Origin of the sequence: Aliinostoc sp. HNIBRCY26, from assembly GCF_050235535.1 — a bacterium.
Lineage (GTDB): Bacteria > Cyanobacteriota > Cyanobacteriia > Cyanobacteriales > Nostocaceae > Trichormus.
In genome coordinates this window covers 7,087,126-7,111,257 of sequence record NZ_CP189852.1, presented here as the reverse complement: position 1 = coordinate 7,111,257, position 24,132 = coordinate 7,087,126, and the positions used below count along the sequence as shown (strand labels likewise).

Genomic DNA, 24,132 nt, shown 5'->3' with positions numbered 1-24,132 from the left:
AATGTTGCGATCGCGCTTTTACATATTCCAGAAAAAAAAGTGATAAATTAGTATGGCGAGAGATTTATTTCATGACATTGTGAGAGTATCCCTGGAAAAAGACGGATGGACAATTACAGATGACCCGTTAAGTATTCGTTGTGGTGGGGTAGATGTGCAAATTGATTTAGGTGCAGAACGCCTCATTGCCGCAGAAAAAGCTGGGGAGAAAATAGCAGTTGAAATTAAAAGTTTCGCCAGTGCCTCAAAGATATCAGAATTTCATACAGCCTTGGGACAATTTATCAACTATCGCATTGCCCTACGGACAGAAGACCCAGAACGAATTTTATATTTGGCAGTCCCCTTAGTAACCTATAACGATTTTTTTAGCCTGCCCTTTACTCAAACAGTCGTGCAGGAAACCAAAATTCTACTCCTAATTTACAACATTGAAATGGAGGAAATAGCGCAATGGCTAAAATAGATGAATATCGCCTAAAAGTGCAACAAATTTTAGATAAATATGCACAGTATAAGCCTAGTTATGGCGATGTAGAAATCGAGCTAATATTTGATACAGAACGTGACCATTACCAAATTATCAGCATCGGTTGGAATCAGCAAAAACGGGTTTATGGGCCTATTATGCACCTGGACATCAAGAATGAAAAAATCTGGATTCAGCAAAATACTACTGAAGTTGATATTGCTGCGGAATTATTAGAAATGGGTGTAATTAAAGAGGATATTGTTATTGGATTTCATACACCAAAAATGCGTCAACTGACTAGGTTTTCTGTAGGATAAAAAATTAGGATTTATCACAACTAATGTTTTAGTTTCAACTGTTTTCTGAGGAGAGAGTTGATCAGTCATCAGATTTAGGGTGTTTTAGTGAGAGGAAACATAATTACACCAAAAGAGAAAAGAGCGATACCTACGGTAAGCTACGCTAACGCCTACAGCAGCATAACCTATTCGCTAGAATCAAACAAACTGGAAACATCGTCCTATGGTAGCCATCTCTCAACCACCGCAAAAAATGACCATTGAGGAATATCTTACATGGGAACCTCAGCAAGAAATCCGCTACGAATACGTTAACGGCGAAGTTTTTGCAATGACGGGTGGTACAATTCCCCACAATGACATTGCACTTAACTTATACACAGCTTTACGCCCTCATTTACGTGCTAGAGGTTGTCGGGTGAATGTGTCAGACGTGAAAGTGCAAGTTACACCTCAAAGTCCTTACTACTATCCTGATGTTATTGTCAGCTGCGACCCTCAAGACATCAATGCGCGCAGATTTATTCAAAACCCCAAAATAATTGCCGAAGTTCTCTCCCCAGGTACAAGCGGTAAAGATAGAGGCGAAAAATTCACCAATTACCTGAAAATCCCTTCTTTGCAAGAATATTTACTAATAGATTCAGAAACCATCTCCGTAGAACGCTACTGTCGGGGAGAGGGCAGAATGTGGCTTTACTACCCCTACACTGAGGGAGATATGATTACCCTACCCAGCATCGAATTTGAATTTGCGATCGCACTACTATACGAAGGGGTTGTCTTGGGAGGAGAAGCAGAATAGCGGTTGAAAACGCTGGATGAAAAAATGACCTCAAAACCAGATTGCGATCGGACTGTTAAATTGCAACAAAAAGAAAAAAGCGCGTTTAGAGCAACAAATAAGGCCTCTAAATAATTTCTGTCTAATAAAAGAATATTATATAGGATTCCTATTTGATTTTTGAAAAGAACTCAGTACACTTTGATTCCTTCTTTCCTGTTCCCTGTTCCCTCCCTACGCAAATCATTTCAGGAATCAAAGCGGATTCCTATATAGGCTTTTGCTAATCAGAGTTACTAGCAATTGAGTAAATTCTCATATATAGATTAATACTCAATGACTGCATTAAAAAATATGTGTAGATGACAACCTTCTCACAGCCATTGAGTATCATTGCTAGGCGGTTTTGTTTTCGGACTTTGTTTTTTGTTCTGGAATAGCAGGTGTAGGTTTTAGCTCGGCTTTACGTTTTTCCCATTCAAGAACTGTGCGAATTACAACTTGTGACCAAGATTCGTAAATCATAAGTATCATTGTTAGCTAATTTGAGAATAGCGAAAGTTGAAATCTTTTTTGTTCATCGCAAGCCATTCGTGTGAAATAAGAATTGTTTAAAAGCTAATTTGTGAAATAAATTACAATATTTACCTTGTGAGGGTTTCATAAATTTAAGCTAATACAACAATTCTTGGATGAAACTTAGAACTGGTAATTAGTTGAGTTTCCTTCCGATTTTTCTTACGAATCAGTTCTGAGAGAACAAAATGTTGAAAGTATTTGAGATGCGATAAGTGAAGGGCTGACAAACTTACTGAGGAATTTGAGATAGATAAATGTGGTAACTGTACGTTAGAAAAGGAAATTGTATTGCAATAATTTTTCCAGGATCTGAAAATCTGTTGGAGAATTAAGTGTTATCTAGTAACCTTATATATTTGTATTAAATTATACAGCTTTCTATTTAATTATTCAAGTGTTTCAGCCAAAGTATCAGAAGATTGAAGGTTTTCTAACTCCTGCAAGCTCAAAAATGCAATTCACCCATTTTTTGCTTGACTAGGCAGAAACACTCCTGAACAATCCTGACTCAAAAATTTACTTCACTTCATTCATCATTAGACATCTCCGAAAAAGAATCTCAAACCCTTATGCTGTCTAGAGTAAAACCTCATTTCTGGAGATGTCTAATTTCGTGTCCTCTGAGTCAACCAGATGATTGCAGACTAGGGAAACAAATACGTCAAAGTCGTTTCTAATTTTATTTAAAAAGGAGAGGCGATCGCTCCGACGCTATTCATCAAACTCTTATACAGAGGGTATTTTTATCTATCTAGGGTTTGCACTCACGGCAGGCTTTTACTTACATTCTTGGGATTGGTGGTAACTTTATAGTTAAACCGTAGTCAAAAACCATTTAGCACAAATCGTAATAATCAGGCTTAGAGAGTTTTATACCACTCTGTATCTTTTAAATGGAGTCAATATCTCTGCCATGAGTGCGATCGCCTCCCATCAAATCAAGATAGGAAAAGCCAAACCGTAAGTGATTGCCCCCATCGATACTAAGGAGCTATCTTGGCATAAAAATCTTCATCGGCACGCCCAAAAGCAGGTCGCTGCATCAAGCTATTGATATATTCAGCTAAGGGATCATCATCTTTGAGCATTCCTAGCTTCTTAGCCCATAGCAAAACTCCTCCAGTGACAATATCAGCAGATGTTAGTCTATTTGCTACTAAATAATTTTTGCCCACTAATACTTCTTTTAGAGGTTGAGCAACGCGGTCAAACCATTGTTGAGATTCTTGCCGTGAAGTTTCAGACCTGACAAAACCCGGCAGTAGTTTTTCTGGCAGATTTGGCAGCACATTAAACATATAATGCTCAACCGGCGGCTCTAGGGTAACTGCGGCATAAAAAAGCCATTGCTGATAATAAGCACGTTCAGGACTATCTAGCGGTGGAGCAAACCCCATTTCTATATATTTTTCTGCCAGATAACTACAAATAGCAGCAGACTCAAAAATCGTTACTTCCCCATCTACCAAGACTGGTACTTTACCGTGTGGGTGCAGTTGTTGATATTCTGATTGTTTTGTCATACTCATATTGACTCGCACTAAGTCATAAGCAATTCCCATTTCTTCTAAAAGCCACCGGGGGCGTACTGCTCTTGTTGTGGGGATGTAATATAGCTTCATCGCTTCTCCCAAAGCCAATAGTGTCTATTATTCTTGGGCATAAAGTTCTTCCCACTCAAAAAACTTAGTAAAATTTTGAATTTCAGTCTAGTATTGCTTCTATTGGTCAATAAAACTCTCGTTTTCAAAACCTACACGCCCACACCCCTATACCCCTATACCCTCGCCCAAACCCTTTATTCTTCGTATCACTGTGTAAGTCCTAAGAAGGTTCAAACCCATGATTAACTAGCAGCAGACTACAAAAATACAATTTACCGGAAGCTGGAGTTAGCTGTATATCTCATTTAGGGAAAAATAAAGTGGCGTTGCTGATTAATGGGATGATTTATGTTTCGCGCAAAGGTGCAAAGCCTCAAAAAATCGTTAGTTTACTTTGCTAGAAAGCTTAATTCATCCCGCATTGATGCAACGCCAATAAAGTTAATTCCTGTGAGGATACAAAATGTCATATACAGCTTATTTAAGCTCTATTAAAAATGAACTCCAAAGAACTGGTAAACCAAAAAAAAGCCTGCGAGTGAAAACCATCATGGAACAGTTTGGCTATCAACGGAGAAGTCTGGCATTCATTGATGAGTTTAATGCTACTCTGGATAACTTAGGACTCTGTACCGAGCCAGGGTTTGATTTATACATTCCCTTAGACACTAAAATTAATATTTCCCTCAAAGGTGTAGCAATTTCTGAAGAATTATTAACAACTCAACCAATTGCTCAAAAACTGAAAGAATTGATTCAAGTCAAGCATGATTTCTTTTACTATTTATTTGACTTTGGCTCAGATCAGGAGTATGAACGTTTCCAGTCTTGTTTAGATTCTAATCAACCGATGGGGATTTTTCTCATTCCCCAAGCTGGGGATTTCTTTTCTGATATTGTAGTCAAAGTCTTAAATTATGAATTGATTAGAAAATTTCAATATCAAGGCAGTAGTGAAATTCCTGTTGCATCTGTAAGACAGTTCTCTAATAATATTATTGACTCGGACGATAGTGATGAAAATGACAAAAAAGACTCTCTTCAAGGAGCTAACATATTTCATTTTTATAGCTCAACTATGACTAGTGTCATCTTGGGCAATACTGGCTTAGAATTGCTAGATTCTGAACAATTCGACGAGCAATTTTCTCATATATCTTTAGCTTTAAACAAATATAATTCAGCCCAATCATTTATTTTATTTCATTGTCCATCATTATTAGAAATTCAATCCCAACAAAAAGAAGATACTTTAGGACATTTAGTAGATAGAGTTGCTAGTAAAATCCCCTTCACTTTTACTCTGAGATGTAAATATAACCAGGAAGCTGAAATTGAGTATAAAGAAGAGATATTAGCGCATTTCCGTCTGCTATTAGAGTTACCTTATTATGAGACAGATGAAGATGATGTATCTCTACTAAATTATTTTTTAGAACTGCAAAAAGCCCAGATTCAGGCTGAATCACAATTGTTGCTGAAAATGAACCCCGAACATCTTTATCACCTTAAATGGCAACAGGAAAGCAGTGAGTATATCTATCTCAAATATTTTGCGATTAAAACTTTAGAAAGTTTAGGATATGAATTATCTCATATAGGCTGTGAGGTAGAGTTAACTTCCCAAGATGAAGAAAATACAGATGATGAGCAGGAATCTGAAGAATATCAAAGCGAAACCATAGAAGTTTATATCAAAAATAAGATTGTGGTGGAGATAGAAACTCTGAAATATCAAGAGTTTGCCGATAATAATCTCTTTTTTGATATGATTAAAAGAATTATCCGCAAATCCCAGGTATGGCCTAATAATCTGGAAAGTTTTTGGTTAGTAGTACCTGGATTTGAAATTGCCCGCAATTACTATCAACTGAAAAAGACAAAAGAAATTTTAGAATATAAATTGGCAGGATACTATGGTGCTAACTTTAAAGTGATTATCATGACACCGGATTATGAAAAACATCAATTAGTACCTGTCTCCTTTGAAAATATAAATTATCCGACGTTTAAATATACAGTTAGAAAAAATATTACCAATCAAATCGTTCCAGTTGCGAAGACAGTAAAACTTGATTTTAGCCAAGTCAAAGGACTCTATGAAGAAAAGGAAAAATTAAGGAAGCTGCTAAAACTGCAATTGCAAGGATACAAGGGGGCGGTTGGTGGTATTCTTTTCTATGGTTTACCTGGATGTGGTAAAACCCTACTAGCTAATGCTTTTGCTAATGAATCAGGACGATATTTCTTTAAATTTTCACCTGCGGATATTGTGAGTGTTTGGATAGGTCAAAGTCAGAAGAATATTCGAGATATTTTTGCTCAAGCTAAGAAAAAAGCACCTTCAGTTTTATTTATCGATGAATTAGATAGTATTGGGTTTAATCGTCATGAAGATAATGCCCACACTGACCAAAAAGCCACAATTAATCAATTATTAATTGAACTGAACAATATTAAAGATAGTGATGTTATAGTGATTGCTGCTACTAATTATTTAAGTGGGATTGATAGTGCATTGAAACGTTCTGGGAGACTGGATTGGAAAATTCCCATTTTCCCACCTAATCAAGCAGAGAGAGTGGAATTATTTCAGCACTACTTATCACAAATTAATTTAAATCAGTTGGTTAATTTTGAGATGTTAGCCGAGAAGAGTGTCAGATTTACTTCATCTGATATTGAGTTAGTATGTCGAGAGGTGAATAATGCTATTTTGCTGGAAGAAATCAGTTCATCTCTGACAACTTCAGATGTGATTACTTATATTCATAATCTCCAAGATGGTGGGTTAAGTTTAAATCAAGAGCAAGTGCAAGAATTTTTGCATGAATGTCAGAGATTGAGTGTAAAAAATGCGAAGTTGGAAAGTTTGAAAGTAGAGTGGGAAATTGAGTAGAGTCAGAGGATATTGGAAAAGTTCTGAGTGATGTATTCAATATAGGAATCCGACTAGCTAGTAATTGTTTGATTGCAATCCGCACTAGCAGAGTTATCTTCCCGACACAGCATCCACTTTGTCCATGCAGAGATCGACTCAATCGACTATTCCTTATACTTTCAGGCGGGTATAGAACCCTACTCCTGCACCGGATACCACCGCATCATCTCCGCAACTGCCACCGCCTTACCCTTCGGCGTGTACATGAACTCACCCGACATTGCAATCACAATCCTGTTTTTCCTTACTCCATCAAACCAATCCTTCACAGCAGATTTAACCCGCGCTGACTCCGGCTTCCGGTGCTTGATACCCTTACTCATTCGCAGTGCTTATAGATAGGCGATGTCTACGACAAGCCGCTAAGAGCATCTACGCACCCGGTACATTTTCCCAGTACCGCTTGTCGTCCCTTGAAGGCGTTGGTAGTGGGAAGGTGTGCTGAAATATGCGCTTTAGTTACAATGGCGATCGCAATCAAGCCACTACATGAATCAATTCAAAATTCAAAATTCAAAATTCAAAATTCAAAATTAAAGACAGCCATCCACAAGGGGTAGGGTTTCTACCTACCTTGGGAAACAAGGATTCTTTCGCCCACTAGGAGCGTTAGCGTAGCGGGACGCAAGTCCGGTTTTGAACCTAGCTTTTTCCTATAAACAGGTAATCGCTACCCCTCTAGTTCAACCAACGACCCTGCCTGCACAACCGCAATCCATTTATTTGACCTATTTTCTCATCAAATAGAAAAATCTGTATCTTTAGATACTTTTTGTCGCTTTTTTGAGAAATGTCATGTTATCGTAACTTTAATCAAGTCTTGCTCAGTCAATTCCGAGAGTTATAATTATCAAGTGGTTCATGATCGACTATCAGAAAGTTCGGTTGAAATGGGAAAATTATTGGTTTAAAACCTTTGGCAGATGGCGCTCATGTCCGCTGACCTGTCCCATAGACAGGCCTCATCATCGGCACGTTTTTTGGAGTTGGATTGGGAGTTTCTTGGCCATCACTGCAACGTCTTACCTTGCTGTAAAAACTAATTCTCCTTTACTGATGGCTCCTTTTGGTGCTACAAGTGTCTTGATATTTGGTGTCCCTGAAAGTCCTTTGGCTCAACCTCGTAATGTCATTGGGGGTAATCTTTTAGCTGCTATTGTGAGTCTGATAATTCTGCATTTTCTCGGTTCTTCTCCCTTGGCAATGGGAATGGCTGTTTCTAGTGCAATTGGAATCATGCAGCTTACCGGAACCCTACACCCACCTTCGGGTGCTGTTGCATTAGTCGTCATGATGACCAAACCCGACTGGCCATTTCTGCTAACACCTACCTTTGAGGGATCGATGATTCTAGTGCTATGCGCTGTGATCTTCAATAATTTAGCCCAAGAGAGGACATATCCACAACACTGGTTTTGACTCTCCCTAGCAAAGCTCTTCATTCACCAAGGCCGCGCCTTTGACCGTGCAGCGATCGCTTCGCTTGACCATTCTTCAGGTTGTGACATGGGCGCGGTGAAGGTTTTACCCTTACTCCCCCACTGGACACCGCCGCATCATCTCCCGCAACTCCACAGCCTCCCCACCCGGCGTGTACACAACCTCACCCGACATTGCAATCACAATCCTCTGCTTCCTTGCCCACTCAAACCAAGCCTTCACCGCAGATTGAACCAGTGCGGATTCTGGTTTCCGTCCTTCCTTATAAGCAGCAACAAACACAGCCTCTGGTGATTTAATCCCTTGCCAAGTTCGTTTCCTTCAAATATGCGATGTCTACGACAAGCCCCTAAGAGCGTCTACGCACCCGGCACTTAACACACCACCAGGCTACACTGGCACAGAACTAGCAAGAGTTTATCTCAAAAATCTCAAATTGGGGCTGATTGTGGCGCGACAGATGAATTTACGCCTTTATCCTCTGTCTAGCTATCCCTTGCATATTATGCCAGTGATGCGCGATCGCCCCAACTACCATATCCAAGCGCGGACTGTGGGCTATGATAAGTTTCTGCACGCCGGGAAATGTACAGGCACACATCTGCATTTAGAAGTCCCTCCTGGGATAATTGATCCTCGCGTTGCAGTCTCTTACAACTCAACATCAGCCTAGCGAGAAGAACTACTAAATATCTACAATTTAGCTACAGCTTGCGACTCTGCCCTCATTGCTTTAACACGGGCTTGTCCATTTTATGACAATACGGTTCAGATAAGAAAAATAGATTTCAACAAAACCAGCAAATGATCACTCAACAAAAAACGAAAAAATGATTTTGGAGGGGGTTTGGGGGACGCAACCGTCCCCCAATCGGGGGCTTGGGGGAGAATCCCCCAAATCTTGCTCATGGTCTAATAGGTAGAGCAAGCAAAAATTGAGAAATCAACTCTCACCACCTTAACTGAACCGTATTGCATTTTATGAAGGGTAAATCAAGGAAACCATTCTGCATTAAGTAATATTCCTTACTCTCCTCACAAGTTCCTCAGAATTATTCTTTAATCTCAACCTAGAAGCAGATTCACTTAGCAATTTTGAAGCTAATGACAACTTTTGCTTTTTGCGCTTCAGAGGAAAAGTTTATGGATATGCTAACAGAACCGTCCCAATGGAAATCACAGAGATTTGAGTTGAATTATGTTGGGTTTCCTACTCAATGTCCTATTACTGTGGCAATTAATTTGATTGAATTATCTCTGAAACAACCACGGCGTTATTTTGACCCAAAAAAGTTGGCTCAACTTGTAGAATCGGTGAAAGAATATGGAATTTTAGAACCGGTGTTAGTGCGTCCACTTCCTCACGGTAAATATGAATTAATTGCTGGAGAGAGGAGAATCAGAGCCGCACGCATTGTAGGATTAGAAAAAGTGCCAATTATTTCTCTAGAGCTAGATGATCAACAAGCTCTACAAATTGCTCTGATGGAGAATTTGCAACGGGAGGAACTCAATCCCGTTGAAGAAACAGAAGCCATACTAGAACTACTATGCCTATCTCTAAAAGAAAGTGCCAATGAAGTCATTTCTCTCTTACACAGGTTTTTCAATGCTAAACAAAGAGGTCAAACGCTGAATCAAAACGATCTAATCAAAGTAGAGCAAGTTGAGTCTATATTACAGGCTATCGGAAAATTTAATGCAGCTAGTTTCCGTTCTAGTCGGCTGCCTTTATTGAAACTACCAGAAGAGATTCTGACATCTCTGCGACAAGGTGAAATTGAGTACACCAAAGCCCAAGCCATATCACGAGTTAAATCTGAACAACAGCGCACCGAATTACTCAAGATAGCGATCGCCGAAAATCTTTCTTTGAGCGAAATCAAAGCTAGAGCTAAGGTAATTCAATCTGAATCTGTATCACAATCACAAAATGATGTAACTGAAAGGTTAAATGAAATTAATAAGCTACTACGTCAGAAACGCAATGCAATCAAATCTCAAAATCAAGAGAAAATTAACAAGCTATTAGATGAAGTAGAGAAATTAATTGCAGAAAATTAAAAAGGTAGACATACTTGTTTCAGAAGTACGCAATTTTTCTTAATACAAGGAAATCTCAAAACCCTTGAAAAATCGCCTTTGTGTTTTTAGTCACTTATTGACTATGTATATCAATGTGTATATAGCTAATAAGTTGTAAAAAATCCTTGACTCAAATATCAAGCAAGTAAGAGACTAAATTGCATAAGAGTTTTTACGGATTTGAGTATGCCAAAAATTAACATTTTGCGGATGCCATTTTTCCGCATATTTCCTATGTAGATTTGGATGTTTCACAACAATTCAGAAACTAGAATACCCTTTTAAGGAAGCAAGCTACAGAAATCAGAATGCTCTAAGCATATTTCAAGAGCAATATGATCTCCTTGTGGGAGACAGTTTATGATGTATCAAAATCAAACTTTTATATTATTGAGCATATTTTGGTTATTGCCTACAATCGCCAAAGCACAAATTATATCTGCACCTGATGGTACGGGTACAGTTATCAAAACCAACGATAACAGCATTAATATTACTGGCGGTAGTTTGAGTAGCGATCGCGCTAACTTATTTCACAGTTTCTCAGAGTTTAATGTAAACACCAATCAAACAGCTAACTTTATTTCTCAGCCGTCAATTCAAAACATTTTGGGACGGGTGACAGGTGGAAATTCCTCTTTAATTGACGGACTAATTAGAGTCACTGGTGGTAATTCCAACTTATATTTAATGAATCCAGCAGGGATTATATTTGGTCGTAATGCTAGTTTAAATGTGCCTGCTTCATTTACAGGAACAACAGCAAATAAAATTACCTTTGATAATAGTTTGAGCTTTGATAGCTATAGTGTAAATAATTATGCAGACTTAGTAGGAAATCCGTCAAATTTTGTTTTTGATGTTAGTCAGCCAGGCAGCATTATCAACGCAGGTTCTTTAGCAGTTCCTCCAGGACAAAATCTGTTTTTACTAGGTGGTAACGTTGTCAATACAGGAACATTAACTGCACCAGGGGGTAAGGTTGCGATCGCAGCTGTTCCAGGCTCAAGTTTAGTGCGTATTTCTCAACCAGGACATCTGTTGAGTCTGGAAATTGATTCAAAAGCAATCACACCGTCTGGAATTAACCCTTTGAGTTTACCAGAATTGTTAACAGGCAAAGGTCAGGACTTAGATATAGGAACTAAAGTTGATAATTCTGGATCTGTCAAGTTGACTAATTCTGAGGTCAATTTACCTAGTAAAGATGCAGTAGCTATTGCTTCCGGTGTAATTGATGTTTCTGGCAATATTGGCGGTACGGTGAATGTAGTAGGAAGCAAAGTAGGGATTATTAATAGCAACATTAACGCTTCTGGTACAAATATAGGAGGAAAGGTATTAATAGGAGGAGATTATCAAGGTCAGGGAACATTACCAAATGCTTTGCACACATTTATTGATAATAAATCTACAATCAATGTAGATTCTCTCTTAAATGGAGATGGCGGACGGGTAATTGTTTGGGCAGATAAAATAACACGTTTTGATGGCAATATCAGTGCAAGAGGGGGAAGAAATTATGGTGATGGTGGATTTGTAGAAGTATCAGGAAAAGATAAATTAACTTTTTCAGGTAATGTTGACCTGACAGCTTTTAAGGGTAAGTTAGGAACATTAATTTTAGATCCAAGCGATATCAATATTGTAGATAGTGGTGGTACAAATAATTCTGAAATTACTAGCGATAATCAAATTTTAGCTAATGATAATCCTAGTGCAATATTCTCTATTGATAAGACTATTCTCGAAAATTTAAGTGCTAATGTTCTGCTAGAAGCGACTAATAATATAACTGTTCAAGATGGTGTATCACTAAATTTTGTTAGTGGTGGTTCTATTAGATTTACCGCAGATAGTGATAAGAATGGTATAGGGTCTTTTTTAATGGATCAAAAACAATCCATTACTGCCCCTAGTAGGGATATCTTGATCTCAGGAACTCACATAATCACAGGTAATATTAATACTCATGTTAAGGATAGGCGTGGTGGTAATGTTAGTTTGTCAGCACAACATTCAATTCTAACAGGAGCAATTGATACTTGGGTAAATGGTGGAAGTGGTGGTAACATTGACCTGAATACAGGTAGTAATGGTGTAATTTCCACAGGTAATTTAAATTCCTTAACTTATGAAGGTAATTTTGGCGGGGATGTAAATATTAATGCTAATGGCGGCAATGTTAAGACTGGAAGCATCAATAGTTATGCGAACCGCAGCACCTATCAAGGTGGAGATATTATTATTAGTGGTGGTAATATTATCACTGGCGGAATTAATGACAATGGTTTGAGTGGCTTTACTATATTAGATGCTCAAGGCGGTATTATTTCTTTTAATGCGACCAATAATATTAGTACCGGAAATATATTTAACAAAAATAATACTATTAGTTTTAATGGCTCATTTCTTCTAAATAATGACGTGGCTATTAATAGTTTTAATGGCGATGTCATATTTGCCAATAGTATTAATGGTGCAAATAATCTAACAATTAATGCAGGTATAGGAAATATTACCTTTGAAAATACAATTGGAAGTCCTACAGCAAATGTTGGTAATATCAGGGCGAATTCTGCTGGAATTACTGAATTTAAACAACCTGTTTATGCTGCTAGTTTGACTACTGATACTGGCGGCAAAACTCAACTGAATGGTGATGTTACTACCACTAGCAAGCAAACATATAATGATGCTGTTACTATTGCTAATAATCCACATCTTTCAGGCGATGAAATTACCTTCAATAGTACAGTAGATGGTGATACTGATTTGAGGCTGAATGCAGATAATATCACTTTCAAGCAAGCAGTAGGAAGTCAGAACGCTTTAAACAATATATTTGCTAATAGTGCAGGTGTAACTCAATTTGCTCAAGTTAGTGCTGATAGTTTAACTACTGATAAAGGTGGTACGACTCAACTGAATGGTGATGTTAGCACTACTGGCAAGCAAACATATAATGATGCTGTTATTCTTGCTAATAATCCGCATCTTTCAGCTAATGAAATTACCTTCAATAGTACAGTAGATGGTAATACTGATTTGAGACTGAATGCAGATAATATCACTTTCAAGCAAGCAGTAGGAAGTCAGAACGCTTTAAACAATATATTTGCTAATAGTGCAGGTGTAACTCAATTTGCTCAAGTTAGTGCTGATAGTTTGACTACTGATAAAGGTGGTACAACTCAACTTAATGGTGATGTTAATACCACTGGCAATCAAACATATAATGATGCTGTTACTCTTAATAATAATTCCAGGATTAGAGGTCAAGACATTACGTTTCATGGAGGAGTAAGTAGTGACCAAGACCTCAATATTGATGCGGCTAACATCACCTTCGGTGATAAAACGACAATTGGTCAAGCTTTCAATGTCAAACACTCTGGTCTATTTACTCTGAGTCAAGAGGGTGTCATTAATCTCGCCTCTGCTGATTTCAGTACTACTGGTGGTGTTTACTCTCTGGGTGGGACTATTAACACTGTCGGGAAAGATATTATATTTAATCAGCCTGTAACATTAATCGGTTCAGTACAGTTAAATAGTGCGGATGGGAATGTTCACACTAATACAACTATTAATGGTAATCATGCTCTCACTGTTGATGCAGGTAAAGGCAATATTACCTTTACAAGTCCAATAGGAACGCCTACAACAAGTGTCGGTGATATTAAGGCGAATTCTACTGGAATTACTGGATTTAAACAATCTGTTTATGCTGAGAGTTTAACTACTGATAAAGGCGGTACGACTCAACTGAATGGTGATGTTAGCACTACTGGCAAGCAAACATATAATGATGCTGTTATTCTTGCTAATAATCCGCATCTTTCAGCTAATGAAATTACCTTCAATAGTACAGTAGATGGTAATACTGATTTGAGACTGAATGCAGATAATATCACTTTCAAGCAAGCAGTAGGAAGTCAGAACGCTTTAAACAATATATTTGCTAATAGTCAAGGATTAACTCAATTTGCTCAAGTTAGTGCTGATAGTTTAACTACTGATAAAGGCGGTACAACTCAACTTAATGGCGATGTTACTACTACTGGAAACCAAACATATAATGATGCTGTTACTCTTACTAATAATTCCAGGATTAGAGGTCAAGACATTACGTTTCATGGAGGAGTAAGTAGTGACCAAGACCTCAATATTGATGCGGCTAACATCACCTTCGGTGATAAAACGACAATTGGTCAAGCTTTCAATGTCAAACACTCTGGTCTATTTACTCTGAGTCAAGAGGGTGTAATTAATCTCACCTCTGCTGATTTCAATACTACTGGTGGTGTTTACTCTCTGGGTGGGACTATTAACACTGTCGGGAAAGATATTATATTTAATCAACCTGTAACATTAATCGGTTCAGTACAGTTAAATAGTGCGGATGGGAATGTTCACACTAATACAACGATTCATGGTAATCATGCTCTCACTGTTGATGCAGGTAAAGGTAATATTACCTTTACAAGTCCAATAGGAACGCCTACAACAAGTGTCGGTGATATTAGGGCAAATTCTACTGGAATTACTGAATTTCAACAATCTGTTTATGCTGCTAGTTTGACTACTGATGCTGGTGGTACGACTCAACTTAATGGTGATGTTACTACTACTGGCAAGCAAACATATAATGATGCTGTTACTCTTAATAATAATTCTAGGATTAGAGGTCAAGACATTACATTTCATGGAGGAGTAAGTAGTGACCAAGACCTCAATATTGATGTGGCTAATATCACCTTTGGTGATAAAACTACAGTTGGTCAAGCTTTCAATGTTAAACACTCTGGTCTATTTACTCTGAGTCAAGAGGGTGTCATTAATCTCGCCTCTGCTGATTTCAATACTACTGGTGGTGTTTACTCTCTGGGTGGGACTATTAACACTGTCGGGAAAGATATTATATTCAATCAGCCTGTCACATTAATCGGTTCAGTACAGTTAAATAGTGCGGATGGAAATGTTCGTGCTGATACAACTATTAATGGCAATCATGCTCTCACAGTTGATGCAGGTCAAGGTAATATTACCTTTAGAAGTCCAATAGGAACGCCTACAGCAAATGTTGGTGATATTAGGGCGAATTCTACTGGAATTACTGACTTTAAACAACCTGTTTATGCTGCTAGTTTGACTACTGATGCTGGTGGTACAACTCAACTTAATGGTGATGTTACTACTACTGGAAACCAAACATATAACGATGCTGTTATTCTTGCTAATGATCCGCATCTTTCAGGCGATGAAATTACCTTCAATAGTACAGTAGATGGTGATACTGATTTGAGGCTGAATGCAGATAATATCACCTTCAATCAAGCAGTAGGAAGTCAGAACGCTTTAAATCATTTATCTGTAGAGAGTAAAGAAGTATCTAGAATAGCGCGATTTAATACTTTTAGTATAGCTAATAATGCAGATACTGGAACTCAAATTAATGCTGATATTACCAGTATTGGCAACCAAACCTATAACAATGCTGTTACTCTTGCTAACAATCCTCGTCTTTCAGCTAATGAAATTGTCTTCAATAGTACGGTAGATGGCTCTACGGATTTGAGCTTGAATGCAGGTACTATCACTTTCAATCAAGTAGTAGGAAGTCAGAACGCTTTAAAAGATATATTTGCTAATAGTGCAGGGGTAACTCAATTTGCTCAAGTTAACGCTGATAGTTTAACTACTGATGCTGGTGGCACAACTCAAATTAACGCTGATATTACTACTATTGGCAATCAAACCTATAATGATGCTGTTAATCTTGCTAATCATCCACATCTTTCAGGTGATGAAATTACATTTAATAGTGCCGTAGATGGTGATAGTGATTTAAGACTAAATGCAGGCACTATCACATTTAATCAAGTAATAGGAAGTAATACCCCTTTAAAAGATATATTTGCTAATAGTGCAGGTGTAACTCTATTTACTCAAGTTAGTGCTAATAGTTTAACTACTGATGCCGGTGGTACGACTCAAGTTAATGGTGATGTTACTACTACTAGCAATCAAACTTATAATGATGCTGTTACTCTTGCTAACAATCCCCATCTTGCAGGTGATGAAATTACCTTCAATAGTACAGTAGATGGTGATACTGATTTGAGATTGAATGCAGAAACTATCACTTTTAATCAAGCAATAGGAAGTCAGAATGCTTTAAAGTATGTATTTGCTAATAGTGCAGGGGTAACTCAATTTTCTCAAGTTAGGGCTAATAGTTTAACTACTGATGCTGGTGGTACGACTCAAATTAATGGTAATGTCTATACCACAGGGAATCAAACTTATAGTGATAATATCATTGTTGCCAATAACCCAAGCATTATAGGCAATGAGATTAAATTTCTAGGCACAGTAAACGGTTTTAGTAATTTAACAGTTAACAGCAAACAACAATTAATTTTTAGCGATTTTATCGGTAATATTACAAGGTTGAATAATTTAACTGTACAAGCATCTGGTTCTACTGAATTTTTGCAAGATGTTAATGTTGGTTCTTTAAATACTAATGTTGGTTTTAAGACTACATTTGCTGGTGACATCCTGACTCAATCTGGTGCAGTGAATATTATAGGCAATGATGATATTGTTACTAAAAATATCACTACTAGTGGCGGCGATATTACAATAAAAAATCAAAATAGCTTGATTAGTAGCAAAAAAATTGATTCTAGTAATTTCTTAGGTAATGGGGGTGATGTATTTATTCAGAATCGTCTTGATAATAATTCTTCTAGTTTAAATATAAATCAAGATATTACAGTTTCATATATCAATGCTCAAGGTGGCCTCCAAGGTTTAGGAGGTGACGTTAAGATTATCACTAATGGTTTCTTTAGAGCGAATGAGACTTTTAGTGATAGTAATCGAATTAACGCTAGCATTTCTACGAATGCCGGAATTCGACCTGGAAGCATTATTATTGATCACGGTGGTAATGGTGTAATTCCTTTCTTTGTAGGTGCAACTAAAATTAATGGCACTATTGGTTCTATTACTTCCTACCTTAGCAATACTTTGTTTCCTACTAGTTTTTTCCCTGATATATATAATTCGGGAAATATTCAGATTACTACTCAGGGAAGATATGTAGCCGAAAAGGGTGATAGACCCCAATTTTCTAATGTTTACCAACTGCCATCAAGCACTGTTTTAGGTTTCGATAATAATGTTTATATTGAAAATTTTGAATTAAAAACATCACAAAAATACACTAGATTGCTAGGAAATAGTGAGAATATTAATGCTGTGAATCCTATTGAGAAGACACGTCAATCATTTAGGGAAATTCAACAGAAAACAGGATTGAAATCTGCTCTGATTTATGTAACGTTTGCACCTAAGACTTATCCTAATAGGAATGTAAATAAATATTCGGAGTTGGCAAACCAATATCAGCTAGAACTGCTGATGATTACAGAAAAAGAAACACCAATTAGAGTTTTGATCTCTGATACGACTCAAGATAAAGTTATCGAGATTGTGAAAAATTTAAGAATTGAGGTTTCTGACAAGGGTAAAATTGACACTTTGACCTATTTAAAGCCTTCACAACAGCTTTATAGTTGGCTAATTTCACCTTTGGAATCTGAGTTGAAGAACCAAGGTATTAATAATTTGATGTTTGTTATGGATGATGGTTTACGCTTAATTCCCTTAGCAGCTTTACATGATGGTAAACAGTTTTTGATTGAAAAGTATAGTTTAGCTTTACTCCCAAGTTTTAGCTTAACTGATACAACTTACCAAGGACTGAAAGATAAGCAAATTTTAGCAATGGGGGCGGAGAAATTTACACCAGATCAACAACAATCTGCTTTAGCAGCAGTCCCTATCGAACTCTCAACAATTACGCAAAAATTTAGGAAAGGTAGATATTTATTAAATCAAGATTTTAATTTAGATAATCTGCAATCTCAAAGTGTGAATCGGGAATATCAAATTATTCATTTAGCTACTCATGCCAATTTTTTCACTGATAAAAGCGGAGGACATAATCAATCATATATTCAACTATATGATCGCAAGATACATTTTAACCAAATCCGGCAATTAGGTTGGAAGAAACAACCACCAGTTGAGTTATTAGTTTTGAGTGCTTGTAGAACAGCCGTAGGTGATGAGGAGGCAGAATTAGGATTTGCAGGATTAGCCTATCAAACTGGGGTGAAATCTGCACTCGCTAGTTTATGGTATGTCTCTGATATTGGCACATTAGGATTAATGACAGAATTTTACGAACATTTGAATACTGCACCTATTAAAGCCGATGCTCTGAGACAAGCACAAATTGCCATGCTGACTGGACAATTACGGCTTCAAGATGGACAACTTAAAACTTCTTTTGGTGAATTGAATTTGCCTAGTAATCTGGGCATGAATAACCGAGTATTAAGTCATCCCTATTTCTGGGCGGGATTTACTTTAATTGGTAGTCCTTGGTAAGAAAAACAATTCCAATTCGCAATTCGCAATTCGCAATTCGCAATTTGCAATGGACTAACGTCCCGCTTCGCTAACGCAATTCGCAATTGGCCACCTCTTGAATTTTAATCTCATATTATGCCTACTGCAATTGATATCAAAAAAGAAATTGTTTCTATATTGTTGGTTGATGATGAACCGCGATTTCGGCAGGGTATGCGGACTTTATTGGAGTTTTACAATATTAGTAGTTCGCTGAAATTTAAGGTTGTTGGGGAAGCGGCTTCTGTTGAGCAGGCAATTGGGTTAATTGTTGAACAACATCCAGCTTTAGTATTACTTGATTTGGAATTACCTCCTGATGATGGGATTACTGTTTTACAGCGTTTGAGTAAGTTGTCTTATGGGGGGAAGGTTTTGATTTTGTCAGGACATCATCAAGATGAATGGGTATTTAAGGCGATGAAAGCGGGTGCTTGGGGTTATGTTTTTAAAGACAAATTGGCTATGCAATTATGTGAGGCAATTACTACGGTAATGAATGGGCAAGTTTATTTACCACCGGATGTGGCTACGGGTTTCTTTAGGCTATTTCAAAGCTATTCAAGTCAGTTTATTGAGGTGAGGAACAAGGTGAATTTAACGCCACAAGAACAGGAAATATTGAAATGGTTAGTGCAGGGGGAGACTAATGAAGAGATTGCGAAACATCTTTACGTTACGGTGGCGACTGTGAAGGCTCATTTAACAGCAATCTTTAAAAAGTTGGGTGTGGTGAGTCGGACTCAAGCTATTGTCAAGGCTTTGAAATTAGGTTTGGTTTGTTGATGATTACATGATTGAGGATTTTGTGCTGTGTGGAACTTTTGTTTAGACCTAACCCCCAACCCCTTCCCTACAAGGGAAGGGGAGCAGGAAAGAAAGACATTTGTCGAGTTATCACCTTTAGTCTCAGTTTGGAAAGTTGGTTTGTCGATGATTAAATGATTGAGGATTTTGTGCTGTGTGGAAATTTTGTTTAGACCTAACCCCCAACCCCTTCCCTACAAGGGAAGGGGAGCAGGAAATAAAGACATTTGTCGAGTTATCACCTTTAGTCTCAGTTTGGAAAGTTGGTTTGTTGATGATTACATGATTGAGGATTTTGTGCTGTGTGGAACTTTTGTTTAGACCTAACCCCCAACCCCTTCCCTTGTAGGGAAGGGGAGCAAGAAAGAAAGACATTTGTCGAGTTATCCGCTTTAGTCTCAGTTTGGAAAGTAGGGTGGTTTTATACAGCCTGGGTAAGATATCAACATTGTTTTAAAGCCTCTCCCCCCGTGGGGGAGAGGTTTGGAGAGGGGTCAAAATCACGGCTACACAAAGACAAGTCTAAACTAATAGCTTTGTCTATTTTCTGATGAAACAACCTTGTTTAAGTCTGCTTTTTTTACGGGGGATTTAGGGGGATCTAAACAGATTTGAGACAGGGTTTGGGACGATTCAAACATCCTCTAAATAGCGGGAAGAGAATTCAAATTCGCCTAACATTATCTGGAGAGTTTTATGTATAGCAGAGTGCAAAGAACGGGAAAAAAAGCTGATGATTCTTCAACAAATCAGTTTGCGCCACGTCCATTTAAAGTTGAGTCAACGGCACAAGATGACGGGAATGATAAGACAGTAGTGCAGAGCAAGGCATTGCCGGATTATAAGAAAAGTTGTTTGTTGACAAATATTGAGATATTACGGCCAGGGGGAAATGAGCCACCGTTACAGCCAAAACTGGAAATACAGCCGCAGTGGGAAGATGCAAGGGAAAGCTATGAACCACAGGGAGTCAAGTCAGGAGGGGACTTTTTAACTATCAACCGCAATGTGATACAGAATAAAGAACAGCCAACGGACTACAAAACACAGTCTGGCATTTCCTGGGTGTTGGGCAAGACAAGGGGAGCAACGTCAAAGCCGCCAGCACCACCCCTGGGGATACAGACGAAACTGACTATTGGAGAGCCTGGGGATAAGTATGAACAAGAAGCGGATAGGGTGGCGGCTGATGTTGTGCAGAGGATAAATGCGCCACAGAGTGAAGATGTGCCAGCACAATTGCAAAGTAAAGAGGTGCAGTCTGAAAGAATACAACGTGATATTGCACCGATGATACCCAAGATTAGTATATTTCGACCTGGTGTATCATCACCCCCACCGCCTGGGATACAGATGAAGTTGAGTATACGAGAGCCTGGAGAAGAACGAGAACCCACATTAGACCAACCAATTTACACCCCAGTTCAGCCATTGATTCAGCGTGTGAATATCGGCGGAATGGCAGCCACACCCGATGTGGAAGCGGGGATACAACGGGCAAGGGGAGGAGGACAACCCCTAGCCGACAGCATAAGAGAACCGATGGAGCAGGCGTTTGGGGCTGACTTTAGTGAGGTGCGGGTGCATACGGATGCTCAGGCTGACCAGTTGAATCAGTCGATACAGGCGAAGGCGTTTACCACAGGCCAGGATGTGTTCTTTCGGCAGGGGGTGTATGAGCCTGGCAGTCGGGGGGGGCAAGAGTTGTTGGCGCATGAGTTGACCCATGTGGTGCAGCAGAGTGAGTCGACAGATGGGACTTGGAGCAAGCTAGCTGGTGTGGGAGCAAAAACGCTCCAGAGAATGAGTATAGAAGAATACGACGAATTAGCAAGGACGCACCATGGAATGACACTCATGCAACAGTTAAAAGAAAGAAGCAGCCAAATCAGCGAACAGTCTCGAAGTACATGGGAGGAGAAGACCTACGAAGAAGTTCGTTCGTGGTTAGAAACGATGAATTATGAACGCATCCTAAAAAGTGGCGAGCTGGAGCAATGGTATAAGTCGTTAACGATGGTTGTTCAACAGTTTGGACAGAGAGAGTCCTTCCAACCCCCCCCCTCGATAGACAAACTCTTGGGCGAGAAGGCGTATTTATTCAGAGGAACGACCTTGGATAAGAACACGGGCAAACTGTACACAGGAAACGAAGGAAGCACCAAAGGAACCCCGACGACACCATCGCCAATAATCGCCGCAATTTTTGCATCGAAGGGAGCGAAGGGATTTAAGACGAGTGGAAAATTGTTATATGCGGAGATAGGGGCATTTGAAACAGTAGGCTTTAAGCCACCGGATGTTTTGTCAGGAACAGAGCAGGAAGTGACGGTAAACCAGGAGCCGAGTATAGTCAACGAATTGTTCCTCACCAGAGGAGGAATAGTCGACTTGGAAAGTGTAAACGAAGCCTTTAAGTTGATGAATTTGCCCTATGTTGATGCGACCGCAGAGACTATGGACGGAAAGATACGAGACGCGGAAGAGATGAACAGAGGACAAATAGACGAGTTTACAAAGATACTAAGTGACCCAGCGCATTTGGAGCGATGGAGAGAGGCAACATCGAGACACAAAAAGATGGGTGACAGCCTGAGCGATATGCAATTATTTAGTAGAAGGAAGTCGTTAGGGGAGAACGGCAAGAAGGCATTGCTGGAAGGGTGGGTGATGTACAACGCCCGTGAGCGGATGAGGAAGGCGACCCCTCGAAAGTTTGTCCTAGAGGACGATGCACTATTGTACGAGAGGATGATGACGTTCAAGGCGATTGTTTTAAGCGGCGCGGTACAGCCATCGGAGGAAAAGAAGGACACGGAAGGTAGCGACGATTTTGATTTGTTTGGATAACAAGGATGACCTGCGGGCGGAACACAGACCAGGGATACGGAAGAGTCGTCGGAGTAGTGCGATCGCCTGATCTTGTAGGTTGGGTTGAGGAACGAAACCCAACATTATCTACTCCCAACAAATATGTTGATTTGTTGGGTTTCACTATCGTTCTACCCAACCTACCATTTATTCAAAGCCAATATCATCATTAAATATTAACCTTTCCTCAGCCCCCCACATCAAATCATAAACTCCCGCTTCCACATAACGGTGAAAACTCGAATATTGCCAATCTTTCGGCGCAAGAACTAATCCATGATGGACGGGATTATAGTGAGTATATTCCAAATGATTAACAAAATCTTGATCATCTCTGATTTGATGCTCCCAAAATCGACGTTGCCAAATCGCTTTTTCTCCCTTTTGTTTTCGAGATGAAGTCATTTTCCCTTGATAATAAACATGACATTTACGACTAAAATAGCTTTTAATTAACCGCCAACGAGTTGAAAAATCGGCATCATTGTCGGGTAAAGTCCAAATACAATGGATATGCTCTGGCAAAATTGCGATCGCATCAATTTTCAAGGGATGTTCTTTCATCACATACCGAAAAGCTTCCCTGAGTAAATCTATATTTTCAGATTCAGCCAAAATAGGACGACGGTGGTGGGTAACAAGGGTAAAAAAATAAGTTGCCCCTGGTGTTTTTGCCCGACGATATTGCATAATATTGAAAATAAAATTGATAAGATTTGTGTTGGGTTTCGTGATTTGTGTTGGGTTTCGTGCCTCAACCCAACCTACATTTTACGTGGATTTACTTAGATGAATGGGTGATTTTTTGGAGGTGCGATCGCTTTCTTGATTATCTTACAAAATGCGATCGCTACAAACGGTCTATGGTTTTCAGGTACGGGTTATTATACATTAGGGTGTGCGTTGGCGTAGCCAACCGTAGGCATCGCTCACGTTATGTGCGGTAAACTCTACAATAGCAGGCAAAGGTAGAGATAATGGCTGAACTTAAACTTAGGTCAAAAGATCCAGATTCCCTCAAACGAATTATTCAAAGTGCTTTGTCAGAAAGATTACAAAGTGTGACAGCAGGAATTAAAAGAACAGAAGAACGTCTTCAGGAATTTGAAACTAAATATCAATTATCAACTGAGGAATTTATCATCCGCTTTAATAATGATGAATTATCTCATAGTTTTGACTTCGATGAATGGCTCGGAGAAGCTCGAATGTTGGAACATTTACAACAGACAAAAGAATCGATAGAGGAGATTCATTTTGTTGATTGAAGACTATTTTCAGCAGATTCAGATTTTAATTGAATCCTCACAAATAGTTCAATTATTTAATATTGAAACCGAAAAAAGAGGAATGTATGAAGGTTTTATCAGGGGAAAGCTTGAATTTCCAGATAATTCATTGCTGCATTTGAGAGAATTTGTTTATGTGGAAATATCCATAGATAGAAAAATGTATAGTTATCAATATATGAGTTCAGAGAATAATCTAATTTTTCGCTATGACAATACTGAGCATCACCGGAAGTTAAATCTTCCTACCTTTCCTCATCATAAACATGATGGAAGTGAGGATAACGTTGTTAAATCAACTGCTCCTTTTTTAGCTGATGTGCTGAAGGAGATTGAAAAAATATTAGTGCGTTGACGCAGCCCGCCGTAGGCATCGCCTTGTTGATTATCGGATGAAATGCGATCGCCACACACTGTCAATGGTTTTTACGTGTAGGCTATTATACATAGGATGTGCGTTGGTGTAGCCCG

General features: G+C 38.7%; 16 protein-coding genes. 13 read left to right on the top strand and 3 right to left on the bottom strand.

The features are described from left to right. The first annotated feature begins 52 nt into the window (after positions 1-52). From ACQFX9_RS30040 to ACQFX9_RS30030, 3 genes are all read left to right on the top strand, one after another. Positions 53-466: a XisH family protein gene (locus tag ACQFX9_RS30040; protein ID WP_427160131.1), complete on the top strand. Its 414-nt coding sequence runs from the start codon at positions 53-55 to the stop codon at positions 464-466. Next, positions 454-789 carry a XisI protein gene (locus ACQFX9_RS30035; protein WP_427160130.1) on the top strand — a complete coding sequence of 112 codons (336 nt, stop codon included), beginning with the start codon at positions 454-456 and terminating at the stop codon, positions 787-789. The genes ACQFX9_RS30040 and ACQFX9_RS30035 overlap by 13 nt, the downstream gene beginning before the upstream one ends. A gap of 205 nt (positions 790-994) precedes the next feature. Next, a complete protein-coding gene (locus ACQFX9_RS30030) occupies positions 995-1,576 on the top strand; it encodes a Uma2 family endonuclease (RefSeq protein ID WP_427160129.1) in 582 nt (193 codons plus the stop codon). 375 nt (positions 1,577-1,951) lie between these two features. On the opposite strand, the gene ACQFX9_RS30025 is transcribed toward ACQFX9_RS30030, so the two are convergent. After that, positions 1,952-2,080 carry a hypothetical protein gene (locus ACQFX9_RS30025; protein ID WP_427160128.1) on the bottom strand — a complete coding sequence of 43 codons (129 nt, stop codon included), beginning with the start codon at positions 2,078-2,080 and terminating at the stop codon, positions 1,952-1,954. A gap of 1,037 nt (positions 2,081-3,117) precedes the next feature. Further along, complete coding sequence (locus ACQFX9_RS30020; RefSeq protein WP_427160127.1) at positions 3,118-3,756, bottom strand: glutathione S-transferase family protein; 639 nt, start codon at positions 3,754-3,756, stop codon at positions 3,118-3,120. Between the two features lie 445 nt (positions 3,757-4,201). Here ACQFX9_RS30020 and ACQFX9_RS30015 point away from each other — a divergent pair, with 445 nt between their 5' ends. The 8 genes from ACQFX9_RS30015 to ACQFX9_RS29980 all read left to right on the top strand — a co-directional run bounded on the left by ACQFX9_RS30015 (position 4,202) and on the right by ACQFX9_RS29980 (position 22,545). After that, positions 4,202-6,637, top strand: coding sequence for an ATP-binding protein (locus ACQFX9_RS30015; RefSeq protein WP_427160126.1), 2,436 nt, complete (start codon positions 4,202-4,204; stop codon positions 6,635-6,637). Between the two features lie 1,044 nt (positions 6,638-7,681). Then, a complete protein-coding gene (locus ACQFX9_RS30010) occupies positions 7,682-8,098 on the top strand; it encodes an HPP family protein (RefSeq protein WP_427160125.1) in 417 nt (138 codons plus the stop codon). A gap of 481 nt (positions 8,099-8,579) precedes the next feature. Further along, positions 8,580-8,792: a hypothetical protein gene (locus tag ACQFX9_RS30005; RefSeq protein WP_427160124.1), complete on the top strand. Its 213-nt coding sequence runs from the start codon at positions 8,580-8,582 to the stop codon at positions 8,790-8,792. A gap of 470 nt (positions 8,793-9,262) precedes the next feature. Next, positions 9,263-10,183 (top strand): ParB/RepB/Spo0J family partition protein, encoded by a 921-nt coding sequence (locus ACQFX9_RS30000; protein ID WP_427160123.1) that lies wholly within the window; start codon positions 9,263-9,265, stop codon positions 10,181-10,183. A 381-nt stretch (positions 10,184-10,564) separates the two neighbouring features. Further along, positions 10,565-18,673 carry a CHAT domain-containing protein gene (locus ACQFX9_RS29995; RefSeq protein WP_427160122.1) on the top strand — a complete coding sequence of 2,703 codons (8,109 nt, stop codon included), beginning with the start codon at positions 10,565-10,567 and terminating at the stop codon, positions 18,671-18,673. 117 nt (positions 18,674-18,790) lie between these two features. Next, on the top strand, positions 18,791-19,480 hold the full coding sequence (locus ACQFX9_RS29990; RefSeq protein ID WP_427160121.1) for a response regulator: 690 nt from the start codon (positions 18,791-18,793) through the stop codon (positions 19,478-19,480). 717 nt (positions 19,481-20,197) lie between these two features. After that, the gene (locus ACQFX9_RS29985) at positions 20,198-22,351 is read left to right on the top strand and encodes a DUF4157 domain-containing protein (RefSeq protein ID WP_427160120.1); all 2,154 of its coding nucleotides are present in this window, start codon (positions 20,198-20,200) and stop codon (positions 22,349-22,351) included. 5 nt (positions 22,352-22,356) lie between these two features. Beyond that, the gene (locus ACQFX9_RS29980; protein ID WP_427160119.1) at positions 22,357-22,545 is read left to right on the top strand and encodes a hypothetical protein; all 189 of its coding nucleotides are present in this window, start codon (positions 22,357-22,359) and stop codon (positions 22,543-22,545) included. Here ACQFX9_RS29980 and ACQFX9_RS29975 read toward each other — a convergent pair. Further along, positions 22,520-23,062: an REP-associated tyrosine transposase gene (locus ACQFX9_RS29975; protein ID WP_427160118.1), complete on the bottom strand. Its 543-nt coding sequence runs from the start codon at positions 23,060-23,062 to the stop codon at positions 22,520-22,522. The two genes, ACQFX9_RS29980 and ACQFX9_RS29975, sit on opposite strands and share 26 nt — an antisense overlap. Before the next feature lie 287 nt (positions 23,063-23,349). On the opposite strand from ACQFX9_RS29975, the gene ACQFX9_RS29970 reads away from it, so the two are divergent. Next, the gene (locus ACQFX9_RS29970; RefSeq protein ID WP_427160117.1) at positions 23,350-23,640 is read left to right on the top strand and encodes a hypothetical protein; all 291 of its coding nucleotides are present in this window, start codon (positions 23,350-23,352) and stop codon (positions 23,638-23,640) included. Then, positions 23,630-24,016 carry a toxin-antitoxin system TumE family protein gene (locus tag ACQFX9_RS29965; protein ID WP_427160116.1) on the top strand — a complete coding sequence of 129 codons (387 nt, stop codon included), beginning with the start codon at positions 23,630-23,632 and terminating at the stop codon, positions 24,014-24,016. The genes ACQFX9_RS29970 and ACQFX9_RS29965 overlap by 11 nt, the downstream gene beginning before the upstream one ends. The last annotated feature ends 116 nt before the right edge of the window (positions 24,017-24,132 follow it).

Excerpts from the sequence above, each read along its gene's own strand:
- ACQFX9_RS29995 (WP_427160122.1), top strand. The coding sequence starts at position 10,565 with ATGATGTATCAAAATCAAACTTTTATATTATTGAGCATATTTTGGTTA.
- ACQFX9_RS30015 (WP_427160126.1), top strand. The coding sequence starts at position 4,202 with ATGTCATATACAGCTTATTTAAGCTCTATTAAAAATGAACTCCAAAGA.
- ACQFX9_RS30030 (WP_427160129.1), top strand. The coding sequence starts at position 995 with ATGGTAGCCATCTCTCAACCACCGCAAAAAATGACCATTGAGGAATAT.
- ACQFX9_RS29970 (WP_427160117.1), top strand. The coding sequence starts at position 23,350 with ATGGCTGAACTTAAACTTAGGTCAAAAGATCCAGATTCCCTCAAACGA.
- ACQFX9_RS30005 (WP_427160124.1), top strand. The coding sequence starts at position 8,580 with ATGAATTTACGCCTTTATCCTCTGTCTAGCTATCCCTTGCATATTATG.
- ACQFX9_RS30035 (WP_427160130.1), top strand. The coding sequence starts at position 454 with ATGGCTAAAATAGATGAATATCGCCTAAAAGTGCAACAAATTTTAGAT.
- ACQFX9_RS29980 (WP_427160119.1), top strand. The coding sequence starts at position 22,357 with ATGACCTGCGGGCGGAACACAGACCAGGGATACGGAAGAGTCGTCGGA.
- ACQFX9_RS30025 (WP_427160128.1), bottom strand. The coding sequence starts at position 2,080 with ATGATTTACGAATCTTGGTCACAAGTTGTAATTCGCACAGTTCTTGAA.
- ACQFX9_RS30000 (WP_427160123.1), top strand. The coding sequence starts at position 9,263 with ATGGATATGCTAACAGAACCGTCCCAATGGAAATCACAGAGATTTGAG.
- ACQFX9_RS30040 (WP_427160131.1), top strand. The coding sequence starts at position 53 with ATGGCGAGAGATTTATTTCATGACATTGTGAGAGTATCCCTGGAAAAA.
- ACQFX9_RS30020 (WP_427160127.1), bottom strand. The coding sequence starts at position 3,756 with ATGAAGCTATATTACATCCCCACAACAAGAGCAGTACGCCCCCGGTGG.
- ACQFX9_RS29975 (WP_427160118.1), bottom strand. The coding sequence starts at position 23,062 with ATGCAATATCGTCGGGCAAAAACACCAGGGGCAACTTATTTTTTTACC.
- ACQFX9_RS29990 (WP_427160121.1), top strand. The coding sequence starts at position 18,791 with ATGCCTACTGCAATTGATATCAAAAAAGAAATTGTTTCTATATTGTTG.
- ACQFX9_RS29985 (WP_427160120.1), top strand. The coding sequence starts at position 20,198 with ATGTATAGCAGAGTGCAAAGAACGGGAAAAAAAGCTGATGATTCTTCA.